Genomic DNA, 15,237 nt, shown 5'->3' with positions numbered 1-15,237 from the left:
AGTGATTCAGTTACCGGTCGGCCGGTACGTTTCAAAGGACTACCCGTTTGGAATGGCCAGCCTCGAAGACCTATATCGATTGCGGCGCCGTCCAGCGGTAGAGAAGACGATCGACGCTGGTTTCAAGTTGACATCAGCACTGCTGGCCATCGTTGTGGCCTTGGTGCTGTTGTTCATCCTCTACGTGGTGTTCACAGGAGCACTCGATTCGATGGGCCGCTACGGCTGGAGGTTTCTGGTGACCTCCAACTGGAACCCGGTGAAGGATGAATACGGAGCCTTCACCGCCATCTACGGAACACTGATCACCTCACTTCTTTCACTGTTGATTGCGGTTCCTCTGGGGGTGGGAACAGCCATCTTCATCACGGAAAACATCATTCCTCGCCCGATCCGATCGCTGATTGGATTGATGGTGGAACTTCTGGCTGCGATTCCTTCGGTGGTACTGGGGCTGTGGGCGATTTTCGTCATGGAGCCATTCATTCGCCCAGGCTTGGAGTTTCTGCATGCGGTTCTGGGATGGCTTCCTTTCTTCTCCACACCGCCGCAGGGTCCTGGCATCGCTCCTGCGGTGCTGATTCTTGTCGTCATGATCCTGCCGATCATCACGGCCATTTCCCGAGATGCCCTCAATCAGGTGCCGATCAAACTGAGGCAGGCGGCCTATGGAGTGGGAACGACACGATGGGGAGCGATCTTGAATGTGATCTTGCCAGCGGCGATTTCAGGCATCGTGGGAGGTGTGATGCTGGCTTTAGGGCGTGCGATGGGTGAAACGCTTGCCGTCACCTTGATTATTGGCAACTCCAACACCTTTAGTTGGTCGCTGCTTGCACCTGGAAACACAATTTCAGCCATGCTCGCCAATCAGTTCGGCGAAGCCGATGGCAGTCAGGTGTCATCGCTGATGTATGCAGCTTTTGTGTTAATGCTGCTCACGTTGGCAGTGAATATTCTGGCTCAATGGCTGGTGAAACGACTGAGCCTGAAATACTGATCATGACTTATCCCACATCGTCTACATCGATCAATGGCATGCCGGATTTGTCCTACCGGTATGGATCCAGGAGAAACCTGATCAGTCGGTTCCTGAGCATCCTTGCAGCCTTGTTTTCGGTGATTGCCGTGCTGCCTTTGGTTGCCGTGTTGGCCTACGTTTTGATCAAAGGCGGCAGCATGATCAGCCCAAGGTTGTTCACAGAGTTACCTCCCGCTCCAGGTCTATCGGGTGGGGGGATTGGCAATGCCATTCTCGGCAGCATCCTCGTGACCGTGATTGCCGCTTTGATCGCCATTCCAGTGGGAGTTGGAGGAGGGATCTACGTCGCTGAATACTCCAGGGGTGGAACATTCGCTCAGTTCATCCGCTTCGGCACCAATGTGCTGTCGGGTGTTCCTTCAATCATCGCGGGTGTGTTTGTGTATGCCACGATTGTCGCCACGCGGTTGTTCTTCGGCAATTCCTACAGCGCGCTCGCCGGTGGGGTTGCGCTTTCTGTGTTGATGCTTCCCACCGTGATCAAAACCACCGACGAAGGATTGAAGCTGGTTCCCAATGACCTGCGGCGGGCAGCACTGGGGGTTGGAGCCTCTCAATTTGTCACGATTGTTCGAATCACGCTGCCATCAGCGTTCATGCCGATTGCAACGGGAGTGGTGCTGTCCATCGCAAGGGCCGCTGGAGAGACAGCTCCTCTCATTTTCACCGCATTGAACAATAACTTCTGGCCTCAGGACCTGTTCTCTAACTTCTGGACGAAGAACAATCCGATCCTCAACCCCATTTCAACCCTATCGGTGCTCATCTATAACTTCGCGCAGCTTCCCTATGAACCGCAGATTGAACTGGCCTGGGCTGCATCTTTTGTGCTTTTGATGTTCATTTTGGTGATCAACCTGCTCGCACGCTGGCTGGGACGGTTTGCAACAAATTCAATCTAAGAGTCCTGATCATTTCCTTCAACTTCACTTGTTTTATCCTCAGCCATGACGTTCTCTAGCCAAACGCTTTCTGACATTTCAACAGAAACCTGCATCTCGATTCAGAACGCCACCATCAGCTATGGCAACTATGAAGCGGTGAAGAACGTCTACTGTGACATTCCTCGAGGAAAAGTTACAGCATTCATTGGCCCGTCCGGATGCGGCAAATCAACAGTGTTGAGAGCCTTAAATCGCATGAATGATTTAATTGAAAGCTGCTCGCTCAAAGGACGTGTATTGTTCGACGGAATTGATCTTTATGCGCCGAATGTTGATCCTGTCGAGGTGAGGCGCCGCATTGGCATGGTGTTTCAACAACCCAACCCTTTCCCAAAAAGCATTTACGAAAATATTGCCTTTGGCGCTCGCATTAACGGATACAAAGGAGATATGGATGAACTCGTGGAGCGCTCTCTTCGGCAGGCGGCTGTCTGGGATGAATGCAAAGATAAACTGAATGAAAGTGGTTATACATTGTCTGGTGGTCAACAACAGCGTCTTTGTATTGCACGAACCATCGCCATTCAACCCGAGGTCATCCTGATGGATGAACCCTGTTCAGCATTGGATCCGATATCAACGCTTAAAATTGAAGAAACGATGCATGAGCTCAAAAAGAGTTTCACCATTGTGATCGTCACACACAACATGCAACAGGCTGTTCGTGTCAGTGACATGACGGCATTTTTCAATGCCGAGGCAGTCGAAGGCGGCTCAGGGAAAGTTGGTTATCTGGTTGAGTTCAACGAAACAGAGACCATTTTCAATTCGCCGACGCAACAAATGACACAGGACTATGTCTCCGGCCGTTTCGGTTAATTGTCAGATTGTCAAATAAATCAGTCGAAGAATCTGCTTCGATTCAGCAATAAAAAACCGGCCTGAAGGCCGGTATGGAACGGAGAGGGAGGGATTCGAACCCTCGATAGAGTTGCCCCTATACAGCATTTCCAGTGCTGCGCCTTCGACCACTCGGCCACCTCTCCAGGGGCATCGTGGGGCACGGGTGAGAATGTAGCAGGGCGTTTCACAAGCACTGCATGAGGCCGAGTCATCGGGTCACCATTCACTGGCGCCAGGAGGGTCGGGTGATCTCCCATGAGGTGCCCGAAGGGGATTACATCCTGCAGAGCTTTGAACAGCAGGGCGATCCCCTGCCCTTTTCCTGCCGGAACGGCTGTTGCACCAGCTGTGCTGTGCGCGTCCAAGAGGGGGAACTGGATCAACGGGAGGCGATGGGGCTCTCGAAGGACCTGCGAGAGAAGGGTTACGGACTGTTGTGCGTCGCCCGAGCCATCGGTCCTTTGGTGGCGGAAACCCAAGATGAAGACGAGGTCTATGAATTGCAGTTCGGACGTCACTTTGGTCGTGGACAGGTGACGGCAGGCCTTCCACTGGACGAAGAATGATGCACGCTCCACTCGATTGTTTCGCTGCGGCCAGCGAGGCGGGACTCAACTCTTCAAGACTCGAAGAACTGAGTCAGGTGGCGCGTACGGCAGCCGAGCTGGGAGGGACGGTGTTGATGCAGAACTACGGACGCCTGGACAGCATCCAGCAGAAGTCACGTGCAGGCGACCTGGTCACCAACGCGGATCTGGCCGCCGAAGCGGCAGTGCTCGAATCGCTGCAGGCAGCCACATCAAACATCCCAGTTTTGGCCGAGGAATCAGGCTCCAGCGGAGACACGACCGGTCTGTGCTGGTGTGTGGATCCCTTGGATGGCACCACGAACTTTGCTCACGGTTATCCCTTTTTCGCCACCTCAGTGGGACTGCTCTGGCGGGATCAGCCCATTCTCGGTGCCATCGCAGTCCCCTTCCTGAAGGAGTTGTTCTGGTGCTGCCCTGGCGTCGGCGCCTATCTGCATAACCAACGCATCACCGTCTCCGATTGCAAAACATTGGAAGACAGCCTCCTGGTGACAGGGTTCGCCTACGACCGACGGGAGCTTGAAGACAACAACTACGCCGAGTTCTGCCGGCTGACCCACCACACCCATGGCGTGCGAAGGGGTGGAGCGGCTGCGGTGGACCTGGCCTACGTCGCTGCCGGTCGTCTTGATGGGTATTGGGAACGAGGGTTATCGCCATGGGACTTAACCGCAGGTGCTGCGCTTGTTGTCATGGCGGGGGGCCGCGTCAGCGACTACAAGGCGCCGGCGTACTCCGTCGGCACTGGTCGAATCCTGGCGACAGGACCAGCACTGCATGGACAACTTCAAGCGGAGCTCGACACCATCCAGCCGCTGCCGGAGCATCTCTATGCCGGATGAACCCCAGGCCGTGGGATCCTGATCGAATTAGCGACGTGCGTGATGGCCCTGCAACCTGCCTCTGGCGTGAGAGATCTCAATCCTCAGCAGGTGCAGCGCAACCAGGAACTGAGAGAAACATTGGCTGGCGTCTTCAGACTTTGGGGCTTTGAAGAAGTCACCCCACCGCGGATCGAGCGGATGGACACACTCAAGGCCGGAGGTGCGATTGACAGCAGGGACATTGTTCGACTGGTGTCGGATGAACCGCTGGGGTTGCGTCCGGAATTGACGGCATCGATCGCCAGGGCCGCCTGCACGCGCTTACAGCAACGCCAACGACCCTTAAGACTCTGGAGTTGCGGCACTGTCTTTGAGTCAAGAGTGGCCGATGAAGGTGGCCAGTGCATCGAGGAAATCCTCCATTGCGGCGTTGAACTCTTTGGCGGATTTGGCGTTGAAGCAGAACTGGAATTGTTCAGTCTGTTGATGGCGTCGATGCGCGCCTTGCAACTCCAACCTCGTCATCAGCCCAAGCTGCTGATCGGTCACACCGATCTGTTGAACCTGCTGTTGAAACCGTTTGACGGCTCGCTTCGCGATCGGATCAGAGGGTGCCTCAGCCAATACGACCGCTTGGGGTTGCGCGATCTGGTAACCGACACCAAGGAACTCAACGCCCTGTGTTCGTGGCTTGACCGCCGTGGAACAGCGCAAGACATCCTGGCCAAGCTTCAGCATGACTACCCCGATCAAGCCGTGTTGAATCGACTGCAACGCCTGATCGATCATTTGATTCCACTGGCGAATGCCTCAGGCGTACAGATCCAATTGGATCCCACCTTCCAACCGCTCTATGAGTTGTATGACGGCATCGTGCTTCAACTGGTCTGTCAAGGAACCTCCGCACCGGTGGTGATTGCGCGGGGTGGTCGCTACGACACTCTGGTCCGGCGTCTGGGTGGCCAAGGAACCGATGCAACAGGCATGGGATTCAGTTACTGCGTGGACCACATCCGCAATCTGCCTGGCGACACAACAAGAACGGTTGTTGAAGAATCGTCGGCGCTGATCTGTTTCAACAACGAGCAGTGCCTGGAAAAGGCGTTAATCCATCAGGCGAGCTTGCATGCAGCAGGCAGGGTGTCCTGCCTCGATCACAGACCATGCCAAAACCGGATTGAAGCCGAACGTCGACTGGCCCATTCAGGATGCGAGACCCTGGAATGGATCGGTGACTAAGATCGCCCGAATTAGATCGGAGTTATGGCTCACACCATCGTCACGGACGTCTGCGAAGGAGTCTCCGACTGCGTCGATGCCTGCCCTGTGGCATGCATCAACCCCGGCAAAGGCAAGAACAAGAAGGGCACCGAATTTTTCTGGATCGACTTTGACACCTGCATCGACTGCGGCATTTGTCTTCAGGTGTGCCCTGTGGATGGAGCCATCCTGCCTGAAGAGCGCGCAGATCTACAGCGCAGCTGAGCGACGAACGTTCGGGAAACTCTCCAGGCAAGCTCTTGATGCAGGGAACAAGCGCTGACTAATTTTCAACAAGCTCAAGCTTGCTGATGTCGGTGCTCGAACAGGGTCAGATTCAGATCCACACGGAAAATATTTTCCCGATCATCAAGAAGGCCGTTTACTCCGGTCACGAAGTTTTCCTTCGCGAACTCGTTAGCAATGGCACCGATGCCATCAGCAAGCGCCGAATGGCAGCGATGGCTGGCGACTGCCTGGAAGGTGATGATGGACGCATCAACATCACCGTGAACAGGGAAGCCAAAACACTCACCATCAGTGACAACGGGATCGGCATGACGGCCGACGAGGTGAAGCGGTATATCAATCAGGTTGCATTTTCCAGTGCAGAGGATTTTCTAGAGAAATACAAACAAGAGTCAGACGCAATCATTGGTCATTTTGGTCTGGGTTTTTACTCCAGCTTCATGGTGGCGAAAGAAGTTGAGCTGATCACGCGATCAGCCCGACCAGATGAATCTGCTGTGCGCTGGGTATGCGATGGATCTCCCGCATTCAAACTTGAAAGTTATGAACGCCAGGAACCCGGCACGGATGTGATTTTGCATCTGATGGAGGAAGAGCTGGAGTATCTGGAACCGGCACGAATTCGCACGCTGATCACGCAGTACTGCGATTTCATGCCCGTTGATGTCCAACTCGAAGGGGAAAGCGTCAATAAACGAGACCCTGCATGGCGCAAAAGTCCTCGCGACATGACGGATCAGGACTATATCGATCTGTACCGATACCTTTATCCATTTCAGGGCGATCCGTTGCTTTGGGTGCACCTCAACACGGACTATCCCTACACCCTTCAAGGGATTCTTTATTTCCCGCAAGCCCTCGGTCGAGCCGACTGGGAAAAGGGTGATATCCGCTTGTACTGCAACCAGGTGTATGTCAGTGATTCAATCAAGGAAATCGTCCCCCGCTACTTGCTGCCCTTGAGGGGGGTGATCGATTCACCTGACATTCCCTTGAATGTGAGCCGAAGTGCACTTCAGACCGATCGCAAGGTGCGTTCCATCGGCAACTTTGTTGCCAAGAAGGTTGCTGATCGCTTGAAAAGCCTTCAACGTGATGAGCCGGAGAACTATGCGAAAGCATGGGAAGCGCTAGCACCGTTCGTGAAGATCGGCGCCATGGAAGACGAGAAATTTGCCGAACAGGTCTCCGATCTGATCTTGTTCGCAACAACCGCTGATCCAGTGGATGGTGACGATGGCCCCATCAGCGCGGGCGAGCGTTCTTACACAACCATTGCCTCCTATCAGTCGCGACAGGCCGACCCACAATCGAAGCGAATTCTTTACTGCACCGATGAGGTTGCCCAGGCAGGTGCCTTATCACTCTGGAAAAGCCAGGGAGCTGAGATCCTGTTCGCAGAAACCGTGATTGACAGCCAATTTATTCCTTGGCTGGAGTCCAACAATGACCACTATCAGTTCCAGCGCGTGGATGCTGAGCTCGACGAAAGCCTGCGGGACGAACAACCCGAAATCAGCGATCAGGATGGTGAAACCCAAAGCGAAGCCATCCGATCCCTCATCAAAGAAGCCCTCGATAACGACAAGGTCACGGTTCAGGTTCAGGCCCTAAAGGGTGGCGAAGAGGCCCCGGCCGCCATGATTCTTCTGCCCGAGCAGATGCGTCGAATGAACGACATCGGCGCACTGATGGATCAGCGCTTGCCTGGCCTGCCCGACCACCACGTTCTGCTCATCAACCGCAGTCATCCACTGGTGGATGGCCTGCAGAAGCTTTCAGCTGGCAGTGTGCTCATCGGCACTGCACAAGCGTCACCCAGCAAAGCCCTAGCCAGTGACCTCGCCCGTCATCTCTATGACTTGGCCCGACTGGGTGTCGGCGGACTGGAACCCAATGAACTGGCTGGCTTTCAAACACGTAGTTCCAAACTGATGTCTGAACTCGTGGCCAGAGGTCAGTGAGTCACTTGATTTGCTAAATTGGCTTCTTGGCCGATGGCCAGTGATTTAGAGGATCGACATCATGTCTCGGGTGTGTCAGCTCACCGGAACACGTGCCAATAACGGAATGGCAGTGAGCCACTCCCATATCCGCACCAAGAAGCTTCAGCAGGCCAATCTGCAGCAGCGTCGTCTGTGGTGGGCAGAAGGAAACCGTTGGGTCAATCTGCGCATCACTACGCGCGCGCTCAAGACCATTCAAAAGAAAGGTCTGGGTGCCTACGCCAAGTCACTTGGCATCGATCTGGCCAAGGTCTGAAATCGTTCAATGCCCCGCATTACAGTGAATCGTCGAGACTTTCTTGGGATCTCACTGGCTGGGTCTTTGGCTTGGCTCTGGAAGCCAACAATGGCCAAAGCACTGGGCGGAAAGCTCCCCGAGCTCGGAATTGCCGCACCGGATTTCAATCTCCCAGGCACCATCGCAGGTACCACCAAGCCGAACCTTTCATTGAAGTCGTGGAGGGGACAATGGTTAGTTCTTTATTTTTATCCGAGGGATTTCACGTCAGGATGCACGATTGAGGCCCACGGCTTCCAGGATGCCCTGTCTGACTTCAAAAGTCACAACTGCGAGATTGCGGCAATCAGTGCAGACAGTGTTGATGACCATGAATCCTTCTGCACAAGTGAGGGACTTGGCTTCACGCTTCTTTCCGATCCAGACGGTGCTGTTAGTCGAGACTACGGATCTTGGATGGCACCTTATTCGCTGCGCCATACCTTCCTGATCGATCCTGATGGTCTTCTGCGGGCACGTTGGACCGGTGTCAGACCCGTTGGTCACGCACAGGAAGTGCTCAGCACGCTGATCACAGAGCAAACCAGCGGAGCGGTTTGACAGATGGAATGATCTGTTGAATGGTGGTGTGGAGACACACCGGGACAAAACTGGAATGGATGGTAGAGAAGGCGGAAGTCATTTCATTATTCTCTACCATCGCACTCCATTCGACGAAGCACGTGATGCTTCAGGAGCCAGAGTCTGGCAAGATCAGAAGAGTCCGAATGGCATTATTCCGACTCTGAGAAATCTCTTCAGGGATCGAAAAAATGGCACCTGGATTGCCTGGAGACAGGTCGACGATTTAGTTGGCGCAGAAGATGAGCGCATTGCAATGCGCGAGCCTGCAGATTTCACTTTGAGAAGAATTCCACTCGAGCAAGAGCAAATATCAAGCTTCTATCACGTCACTTCAAAGGAATCGTTCTGGCCTATTCTTCACACTTTTCCAAATTATTTTGATATCAACAACGCCAATTGGAGCATTTTCGAAGAAGTTAATCAGCGCTTTGCTGATGCAGCCTGTGCTGAAGCAGCACCAGGGGCGACAGTTTGGATTCACGATTACAACCTATGGCTCGCACCTGGGTACATCCGAGATAAACGCAAAGACCTGAAAATTGCTTTTTTCCATCACACACCGTTCCCAGGAAGTGATGTTTTTTCAATCTTGCCCTGGCGAAAACAAATTGTTGAAAGTCTTCTAAGTTGTGATGTCGTTGGATTTCACATTCCCCGCTACACAGAAAATTTTGCGCGCGCAGCGAACTGCCTTCTGGGTGTGGAGAAAGGCCCCAAAACACCCACCAACTTGCGTTTTCTTGCTTGCGGCTCTGCCCTGACGGAACCCTCGGAGACACCCTGGTTGAACTACCGAGGGCGCAGGGTGCAATTGCTGTCATCCCCCGTCGGCACATCACCGGATGTGATTCAGTCTCTTGCCGAGGACACACACGTCTGCCATCTCGCCGAACGGATTGACGAGGACACCAAAAAGGGCCGCAAACTGATTCTGTCTGCTAGCCGCGTCGACTACACGAAGGGCAACGAAGAGCTTCTGCTGGCCTTCGAGCGCTTGCTGGAACGAAGGCCAGACCTACACGGGAACATTGTTTTGATGCTTGCCTGCGTTGCTGCAGCATCAGGGATGAAAATCTATGAAGATACTCAACGACTGATCGAAGAAACGATCGGACGCATCAATGGACGATTCAGTCAGATTGACTGGGTGCCAATTCGATTCTCAACGCGCAGAATTCCCTATGAAGAAATGGTGGCTTGGTTCTCCCAGGCAGACATCTGCTGGATTACACCCCTAAGGGATGGTCTCAATCTGGTAGCCAAAGAGTATGCAGCGGCAAGAAAAGGCCGTGATGGCGTGCTCGTCCTGTCTGAATTCACTGGCGCGTCCGTGGTTCTGGATGGGGCCGTGCTGACCAATCCCTATTCCCATAAGCAGATGGACAATGCCATTGATGCTGCTATCGACATGCCCAGTTCAGAGCAATTGGAGCGGATGGCACGCATGAGTTCTGCAGTGGAAACGTTCACAGTGTCTGATTGGGCCGCTGAACAGATGGATGCGCTGGAAACACCGGAATAATCCAATGGGTTGGATGAAACGCACAAGCGGCCAATTGATCCTGGTGGTGATCACCTTCACTGTTTCAACGCTTCTCGGGGTTTCAACCCTGGCGCGTCAAGCCGACAGTGTCTCGATCCTGATGCCAGCTCCCTTTGCCGATGCCACCGCTGAACTCGTTCGTACGTTCAACAAAGAGCATGAGGGGCGCATCCACTTGAATGTGATCCGAGGCCCGCTCGAAACTGAATCCATCTCCGATCTCGCGGTCAGCAGTTTGTTGCTGGGAGACACACCGTTTGATGGCCTTTTGATGGACGTCACCTGGGTTTCGAAATACGCCAAGGCGGGGTGGCTGTCTCCATTGGACGATTACTTCACAGATCAAGACATCGCCGCTCTCGCCCCTGGGGCCAGCGAAGGCAATCATGCAGAAGGTGCTTTGCAGCGCTGGCCGCTTACGTCAGACATCGGCTTGCTGTATTGGCGGACGGACTTAATGGATGAACCACCACGCACCCCGCAGGACCTTGAAACCATCAGCAGAACCCTGCAAGCCAGTGGACAAGTCCCGTTTGGCTACGTCTGGCAAGGGCGTCAATACGAAGGGTTGAGCTGCGTGTTCTTAGAAATCATGGATGGCTTCGGTGGGGAGTGGTATGCACCACAAACCAGTGCAATCGGTCTCGATGAGCCTGCAGGGACTGCCGCTGCAACGTGGCTGCAACATCTGATCGAGTCAGGCATCAGTCCCAGGGCGGTGACGAACTATGCCGAATCGGAATCTCTGCAAAGCTTCAAGTCAGGTGAGTCAGCCTTTATGCGCAACTGGCCTTACGCCTGGGCTGAATTGCAGAAAGATGACAGCCCAGTCAAAGGGAAGGTTGGCATCACCACCATGGTGGCCGAATCCAACCAACGCCCTGCGGCGACCATCGGAAGCTGGGGTTTAAGCCTTCTGAAGGGTTCAGAACATCCTCAATCCACGATTGAAGCAATTAAATATCTCACCAATGAACAATCACAGCGATATCTATACACCAATTTTGGCTACACACCCACACAGGCGGCCTTATTTAACGACGAACAACTGACCCGCACGCACCCATCCTTGGTTGCCATTGGTGAGGCGCTGCCCTTTGCACGAGCACGTCCTCAAACCCCGTTGTACGCCCAAATGAGTGATGTCCTGCAACGGAATCTCAGTAGCGCCCTCACCGGGGTGACACCGTCATCTGCAGCCATGGACCAAGCGCAGCAATCCACGGAGCAAGTGCTCATCGCAGCGGGGGCAACCCCCTGATGACCAGTCTTCTGCTCCTGCTTCTGCCGTCGTTGCTGTTCCTAGCTGGAGTGTTCGCGTTACCCCTCGTTCGATATCTGTGGTTGAGTTTTCACGCCGATTCGGTGATGACCGGTTTGGTCGCGATCCCCAACGATGCAGCCAACTGGCAACGGTTTTTTCAAGACCTTCGTTTCTGGCAAGACCTTGGGCAGACCCTGCGCTTTGCTTTGGCCTCGGTCACTCTAGAGTTGCTGGTTGGATTCGCGATCGCGCTGATGCTCAACCAGCCTCTGCGTGGTCGAGCCTTGATTCGAACCACAGCTCTGATTCCCTGGGCGCTTCCCACCACAGTGATGGCGTTGGGCTGGCGTTGGATCTTCAACACGCCGTATGGCCCAGTGAATCGTTTGTTTGAAAGCACGTTTGGACAGTCACTGAATGCTTTGGGTGAACCATCGCTGGCCTGGATCACCACGGTGTATGCCGATGTATGGAAAACAACCCCATTTGTTGCGCTCATTCTGTTGGCAGGGCTCCAGACCATTCCTGCCGATCTCTACGAAGCTGCTCGTTTGGAAGGGGCCGGGGTCTGGACCTGTCTGAAACGAATCACGCTTCCGTTGCTGCTCCCTTATCTCGGTCTCGCGTTGATGTTTCGCTTGGCGCAAGCTTTCGGAGTGTTTGATCTCATTCAGGTTATGACCGGCGGTGGACCGGCCAGCAGCACCGAAAGCATTGCTCTCTATGCCTATTGGAATGCTCTGAGATTCCTCGATTTCGGCTACAGCGCAACAATCATGATTGGCAGCTTCATCATTCTGACCACGATGGTGGCGATTGCCTGGATGGTGATCACGACAGCACGACGCCGAACAGCCATGGGAGCACCGTCATGAGAGTTAATCGGACTTTGATCTTGTTGCTCGGCATCTGGTCCCTGGCGCCACTGATTTGGCAGGTCTACACATCATTCTGCACCGATCAAGCCTTGGTCACACCGTTCGCTGAGCATGCGCAACGATGGACGCTGGCTCACTACCAAAGTGTGCTTCACAGTGATCCACCGTTCCTGAAATACCTGTTCAACAGTTTGTTTACAGGCGTGCTTTCCACACTGTTGACGTTAATTCTGGCATTGCCAGCGAGTTACAGTCTCAGCAAGCTCAACAAGCAGACTGCCAACTTGATAAGGGGCTTGTTAGTTGGCTGTGCGTTGTTCCCATACGTGTTGCTTTTTCTAGCTTTGTTAGAGGTTGCCCGGTTCCTTCAATTGGGCAACAGCCTCATTGCCCTGGCCATTCCCTATGCCGCACTATCGCAACCTTTGGCTGTTTTGCTTCTCACCAATGCCTTCGCTGATCTACCCACTGAGCTTGAGGATGCCGCCAGAGTAGAGGGTTTATCGTTGCTACAAAGATTTCGCTGGATTCTTCTGCCACTGATTGCGCCAGCCATCGCCAGCACCTCCATTCTTGTATTTCTATTTTCGTGGAATGAATACCCAATTGCACTCACCTGGATTAGTGATGCCAGCAAATTGACATTGCCGGTGGCCATGGCAAGGATTGCAGGCTCCTCAATTCATTCGGTTCCCTACGGTCCCTTCGCTGCCGCTACAGTGCTGGGTTCAATACCTCTGATTCTGCTGGTGATGGCATTTCAGAAACCAATCGTTTCGGGTTTAACCAGTGGAGCTGTGAAGGGATGACACTTGATCTCCAAAACGTTGGACGATGCATCAGCAATCAATGGATTGTCAGACATCTTTCCTTTCAGATCGGTAACGATGAATGCCTGGCACTTGTCGGCCCAAGCGGATGCGGAAAAAGCACAACATTGCGCTTAATTGCCGGTCTAGACCCCGTCAGCGAGGGTCTCATTGCAATCAGCGGTCAAGATGTCACACAGCTCTCGCCCGCCGAGCGAAGCATTGGCATGGTGTTCCAAAGTTATGCACTTCTGCCTCACCTAACCGTTTTTGAAAACCTTGAACTTGGGCTGAAAATTCGCAAAGTTCAGCCCAGAGATCGCTCAATCAAAATTCAAACAATTCTCGATCTCGTGCAACTTTCTGACCGCGCATCACATCGACCTGCCCAGTTGTCAGGAGGACAGCGACAGCGTGTCGCACTCGCGCGGGCTTTGCTACGGGATCCAGAAATTTATCTTCTCGATGAACCGATGAGCAATCTCGATGCTCAACTCCGAGAAGACATTCGGCCTGAATTAAGACGGCTGGTTCTTGAGCAACAGAAACCGACGATCTACGTCACCCATGATCAACATGAAGCCATGGCCATGGCACAGAAAATCGCGGTGCTGAATCAAGGCCATATTGAACAAATCGATACACCATACAACCTTTACACCAACCCCTCCACCTTGTTTGTGGCACGGTTTATCGGAAGGCCTCAGATCAATTGTTTGCGTCCACATCAAGGGCGTGTGCGTACCATCAGACCTGAGCATGTTCGCTTCAGCTCGTCAGGTCTTCGCTGCAAGCTGCAATCAAGAGAATGGTTGGGCAATTCGCAGTTGTTGTTTCTCGACAGTGAAGAAGGCATCGTGCGCATGTTGACGCATCCCGATGCATCCATTCCCGACAGTGGTTGGATCAGCTGGGATTCAAGTGATGAATTGCACTTCGATGCAACTTCTGGCGCAAGATTGGTTTCCAAGAGCGAACCAACCGTCTCTTGAAGTTCTTGCAGGGATGGTCTCAAGCCAAGCGTTGATGGATGGCTTGGAGGTGTTCCTGGAGCAGTGTGCGGTGCACATCCGCTGAATCGCGGAGCTGTTGAATGCTGGACGATGACGCTGGATGTCTTCTGGCTTCATGCCATTGAGACGTCATCTCTTGAATCGCAAGAGGATGCTCTAGGTTTAACCAGGGCAAATTGGCCAATTGAGCGGCGGCCTTCACTTTTGGGTCATAACTGAGTGCAGCCGTTGGGCATCCCGTTGTGGCTGCAAGAATCAACGCATGCAATCGCATGGCAATCACGAGGGATGCTTTGCCAAAGAGACCGTGAACCTGCTCGAGAGATTCAGCGCGCCTTTGCAGCGAGCGTTCTCGAAGACCGGCTGGAATAAGTCGTTGTTGATCGAGGTCATTCCACAACGCAGCATCTTGATCACCATGAAAGGCAAGCCAAATGACTTTGGACCCTGATTGGGCACTGAAGTGCTCCAAGGCTCGCAACAACGTCTGCCAACCCTGAGTGTTCAGCAGCGGTGTGGGTCTGAGGCAAAGAATCAGGTCTTGACCACCGGACCAACGCGGTGCGGGATGGCACCAGACCGGATCCGGACCCATCACCATCGGCATGCTTAATCGCCATCGCTGGGCCTGATGGAACGAGACAGGATCTCTCCAGGAAACCGCTCGAATTCCGCTCAATGTTGCTTGAACACACCAACGGCTCCACTTGCGTTGAAGAGGGCCCAGTCCTTGCCCCCAAAGAATGATCGGAATGCGGTTCCAGCGCGCGCACCACAGCACGATCAAGTAGTAGAGGAGGCTTTTGAAACTGGTGCCGTCCTGCAGCAAACTTCCGCCTCCCAGCACGAGCGCATTCACCTGCTTGAGAGCACGAAGTGTTTCAGACAGGGAGCGACGATCGACGAAGGACGCACCTGGAGCCAACTCAGCGGCAGCCTGATGATCTCTGGCTGTGATCAGCGGATCCCATGCGTTTGGAAGCTGGGAAATGAGCACCTGCAACAGCGCATCATCACCGAGGTTGTGCTCACCGTAATAACCACACAACAGCACCTTCGCCTTTTCTGCATCGCGAAGCGCTACCACCAGTCATCAACAGCGATTCGACC

16 protein-coding genes and 1 tRNA gene are annotated in these 15,237 nt (G+C 53.7%); 15 read left to right on the top strand and 2 right to left on the bottom strand.

Annotated elements, in window-relative coordinates; all coding sequences use genetic code 11:
* The first annotated feature begins 52 nt into the window (after positions 1-52).
* From pstC to pstB, 3 genes are read left to right on the top strand one after another with little or no spacing between them, the layout of a single operon-like run.
* The gene (gene pstC / locus SynA1825c_RS07585; protein WP_186468759.1) at positions 53-1,000 is read left to right on the top strand and encodes a phosphate ABC transporter permease subunit PstC; all 948 of its coding nucleotides are present in this window, start codon (positions 53-55) and stop codon (positions 998-1,000) included.
* A 2-nt stretch (positions 1,001-1,002) separates the two neighbouring features.
* The gene (gene pstA / locus SynA1825c_RS07580; protein ID WP_186468758.1) at positions 1,003-1,944 is read left to right on the top strand and encodes a phosphate ABC transporter permease PstA; all 942 of its coding nucleotides are present in this window, start codon (positions 1,003-1,005) and stop codon (positions 1,942-1,944) included.
* Between the two features lie 45 nt (positions 1,945-1,989).
* Complete coding sequence (gene pstB / locus SynA1825c_RS07575) at positions 1,990-2,805, top strand: phosphate ABC transporter ATP-binding protein PstB (RefSeq protein ID WP_186468757.1); 816 nt, start codon at positions 1,990-1,992, stop codon at positions 2,803-2,805.
* 80 nt (positions 2,806-2,885) lie between these two features.
* Here pstB and SynA1825c_RS07570 read toward each other — a convergent pair.
* Positions 2,886-2,972: transfer RNA gene (locus tag SynA1825c_RS07570), tRNA-Ser, on the bottom strand.
* A gap of 54 nt (positions 2,973-3,026) precedes the next feature.
* On the opposite strand from SynA1825c_RS07570, the gene SynA1825c_RS07565 reads away from it, so the two are divergent.
* From SynA1825c_RS07565 to SynA1825c_RS07510, 12 genes are all read left to right on the top strand, one after another.
* Positions 3,027-3,395: a 2Fe-2S iron-sulfur cluster-binding protein gene (locus tag SynA1825c_RS07565; protein ID WP_186468756.1), complete on the top strand. Its 369-nt coding sequence runs from the start codon at positions 3,027-3,029 to the stop codon at positions 3,393-3,395.
* Positions 3,395-4,261 carry an inositol monophosphatase family protein gene (locus SynA1825c_RS07560; RefSeq protein WP_186468755.1) on the top strand — a complete coding sequence of 289 codons (867 nt, stop codon included), beginning with the start codon at positions 3,395-3,397 and terminating at the stop codon, positions 4,259-4,261. The genes SynA1825c_RS07565 and SynA1825c_RS07560 overlap by 1 nt, the downstream gene beginning before the upstream one ends.
* A 42-nt stretch (positions 4,262-4,303) precedes the next feature.
* On the top strand, positions 4,304-5,482 hold the full coding sequence (locus tag SynA1825c_RS07555) for an ATP phosphoribosyltransferase regulatory subunit (RefSeq protein ID WP_186468754.1): 1,179 nt from the start codon (positions 4,304-4,306) through the stop codon (positions 5,480-5,482).
* 24 nt (positions 5,483-5,506) lie between these two features.
* The gene (locus tag SynA1825c_RS07550; protein WP_186468753.1) at positions 5,507-5,728 is read left to right on the top strand and encodes a ferredoxin family protein; all 222 of its coding nucleotides are present in this window, start codon (positions 5,507-5,509) and stop codon (positions 5,726-5,728) included.
* Between the two features lie 86 nt (positions 5,729-5,814).
* The gene (gene htpG / locus SynA1825c_RS07545; RefSeq protein WP_186468752.1) at positions 5,815-7,716 is read left to right on the top strand and encodes a molecular chaperone HtpG; all 1,902 of its coding nucleotides are present in this window, start codon (positions 5,815-5,817) and stop codon (positions 7,714-7,716) included.
* Positions 7,717-7,777: 61 nt separating this feature from the next.
* Entirely contained in the window at positions 7,778-8,014 is a 237-nt protein-coding gene (gene rpmB, locus SynA1825c_RS07540; RefSeq protein ID WP_066907589.1) for a 50S ribosomal protein L28, read from the top strand.
* Between the two features lie 9 nt (positions 8,015-8,023).
* Positions 8,024-8,596 (top strand): peroxiredoxin, encoded by a 573-nt coding sequence (locus SynA1825c_RS07535; RefSeq protein WP_186468751.1) that lies wholly within the window; start codon positions 8,024-8,026, stop codon positions 8,594-8,596.
* 55 nt (positions 8,597-8,651) lie between these two features.
* On the top strand, positions 8,652-10,142 hold the full coding sequence (gene ggpS / locus SynA1825c_RS07530) for a glucosylglycerol-phosphate synthase (protein WP_186471093.1): 1,491 nt from the start codon (positions 8,652-8,654) through the stop codon (positions 10,140-10,142).
* Between the two features lie 13 nt (positions 10,143-10,155).
* Positions 10,156-11,424 carry an ABC transporter substrate-binding protein gene (locus SynA1825c_RS07525; protein ID WP_255478312.1) on the top strand — a complete coding sequence of 423 codons (1,269 nt, stop codon included), beginning with the start codon at positions 10,156-10,158 and terminating at the stop codon, positions 11,422-11,424.
* Complete coding sequence (locus SynA1825c_RS07520) at positions 11,424-12,302, top strand: carbohydrate ABC transporter permease (RefSeq protein WP_186468750.1); 879 nt, start codon at positions 11,424-11,426, stop codon at positions 12,300-12,302. Before SynA1825c_RS07525 ends, SynA1825c_RS07520 begins: the two co-directional genes overlap by 1 nt.
* Complete coding sequence (locus tag SynA1825c_RS07515) at positions 12,299-13,114, top strand: carbohydrate ABC transporter permease (protein WP_186471091.1); 816 nt, start codon at positions 12,299-12,301, stop codon at positions 13,112-13,114. The genes SynA1825c_RS07520 and SynA1825c_RS07515 overlap by 4 nt, the downstream gene beginning before the upstream one ends.
* Complete coding sequence (locus tag SynA1825c_RS07510) at positions 13,111-14,106, top strand: ABC transporter ATP-binding protein (RefSeq protein ID WP_186468749.1); 996 nt, start codon at positions 13,111-13,113, stop codon at positions 14,104-14,106. The genes SynA1825c_RS07515 and SynA1825c_RS07510 overlap by 4 nt, the downstream gene beginning before the upstream one ends.
* A 19-nt stretch (positions 14,107-14,125) precedes the next feature.
* Here the strand turns inward: SynA1825c_RS07510 and csaB are convergent, their stop codons facing one another.
* Positions 14,126-15,214 (bottom strand): polysaccharide pyruvyl transferase CsaB, encoded by a 1,089-nt coding sequence (gene csaB / locus SynA1825c_RS07505; protein WP_255478311.1) that lies wholly within the window; start codon positions 15,212-15,214, stop codon positions 14,126-14,128.
* Positions 15,215-15,237 lie beyond the last annotated feature (23 nt).

Source organism: Synechococcus sp. A18-25c, from assembly GCF_014280035.1.
In the GTDB taxonomy this organism is placed as follows: Bacteria; Cyanobacteriota; Cyanobacteriia; order PCC-6307; family Cyanobiaceae; genus Synechococcus_C.
The sequence above is the reverse complement of the archived record's forward strand: the minus strand, read 5'-3'. Positions and strand labels throughout refer to the sequence as shown.

Coding starts and splice junctions, on each gene's coding strand:
- pstC (WP_186468759.1), top strand. CDS start 53: ATGGCCAGCCTCGAAGACCTATATCGATTGCGGCGCCGTCCAGCGGTA.
- pstA (WP_186468758.1), top strand. CDS start 1,003: ATGACTTATCCCACATCGTCTACATCGATCAATGGCATGCCGGATTTG.
- pstB (WP_186468757.1), top strand. CDS start 1,990: ATGACGTTCTCTAGCCAAACGCTTTCTGACATTTCAACAGAAACCTGC.
- SynA1825c_RS07565 (WP_186468756.1), top strand. CDS start 3,027: ATGAGGCCGAGTCATCGGGTCACCATTCACTGGCGCCAGGAGGGTCGG.
- SynA1825c_RS07560 (WP_186468755.1), top strand. CDS start 3,395: ATGCACGCTCCACTCGATTGTTTCGCTGCGGCCAGCGAGGCGGGACTC.
- SynA1825c_RS07555 (WP_186468754.1), top strand. CDS start 4,304: ATGGCCCTGCAACCTGCCTCTGGCGTGAGAGATCTCAATCCTCAGCAG.
- SynA1825c_RS07550 (WP_186468753.1), top strand. CDS start 5,507: ATGGCTCACACCATCGTCACGGACGTCTGCGAAGGAGTCTCCGACTGC.
- htpG (WP_186468752.1), top strand. CDS start 5,815: ATGTCGGTGCTCGAACAGGGTCAGATTCAGATCCACACGGAAAATATT.
- rpmB (WP_066907589.1), top strand. CDS start 7,778: ATGTCTCGGGTGTGTCAGCTCACCGGAACACGTGCCAATAACGGAATG.
- SynA1825c_RS07535 (WP_186468751.1), top strand. CDS start 8,024: ATGCCCCGCATTACAGTGAATCGTCGAGACTTTCTTGGGATCTCACTG.
- ggpS (WP_186471093.1), top strand. CDS start 8,652: ATGGATGGTAGAGAAGGCGGAAGTCATTTCATTATTCTCTACCATCGC.
- SynA1825c_RS07525 (WP_255478312.1), top strand. CDS start 10,156: ATGAAACGCACAAGCGGCCAATTGATCCTGGTGGTGATCACCTTCACT.
- SynA1825c_RS07520 (WP_186468750.1), top strand. CDS start 11,424: ATGACCAGTCTTCTGCTCCTGCTTCTGCCGTCGTTGCTGTTCCTAGCT.
- SynA1825c_RS07515 (WP_186471091.1), top strand. CDS start 12,299: ATGAGAGTTAATCGGACTTTGATCTTGTTGCTCGGCATCTGGTCCCTG.
- SynA1825c_RS07510 (WP_186468749.1), top strand. CDS start 13,111: ATGACACTTGATCTCCAAAACGTTGGACGATGCATCAGCAATCAATGG.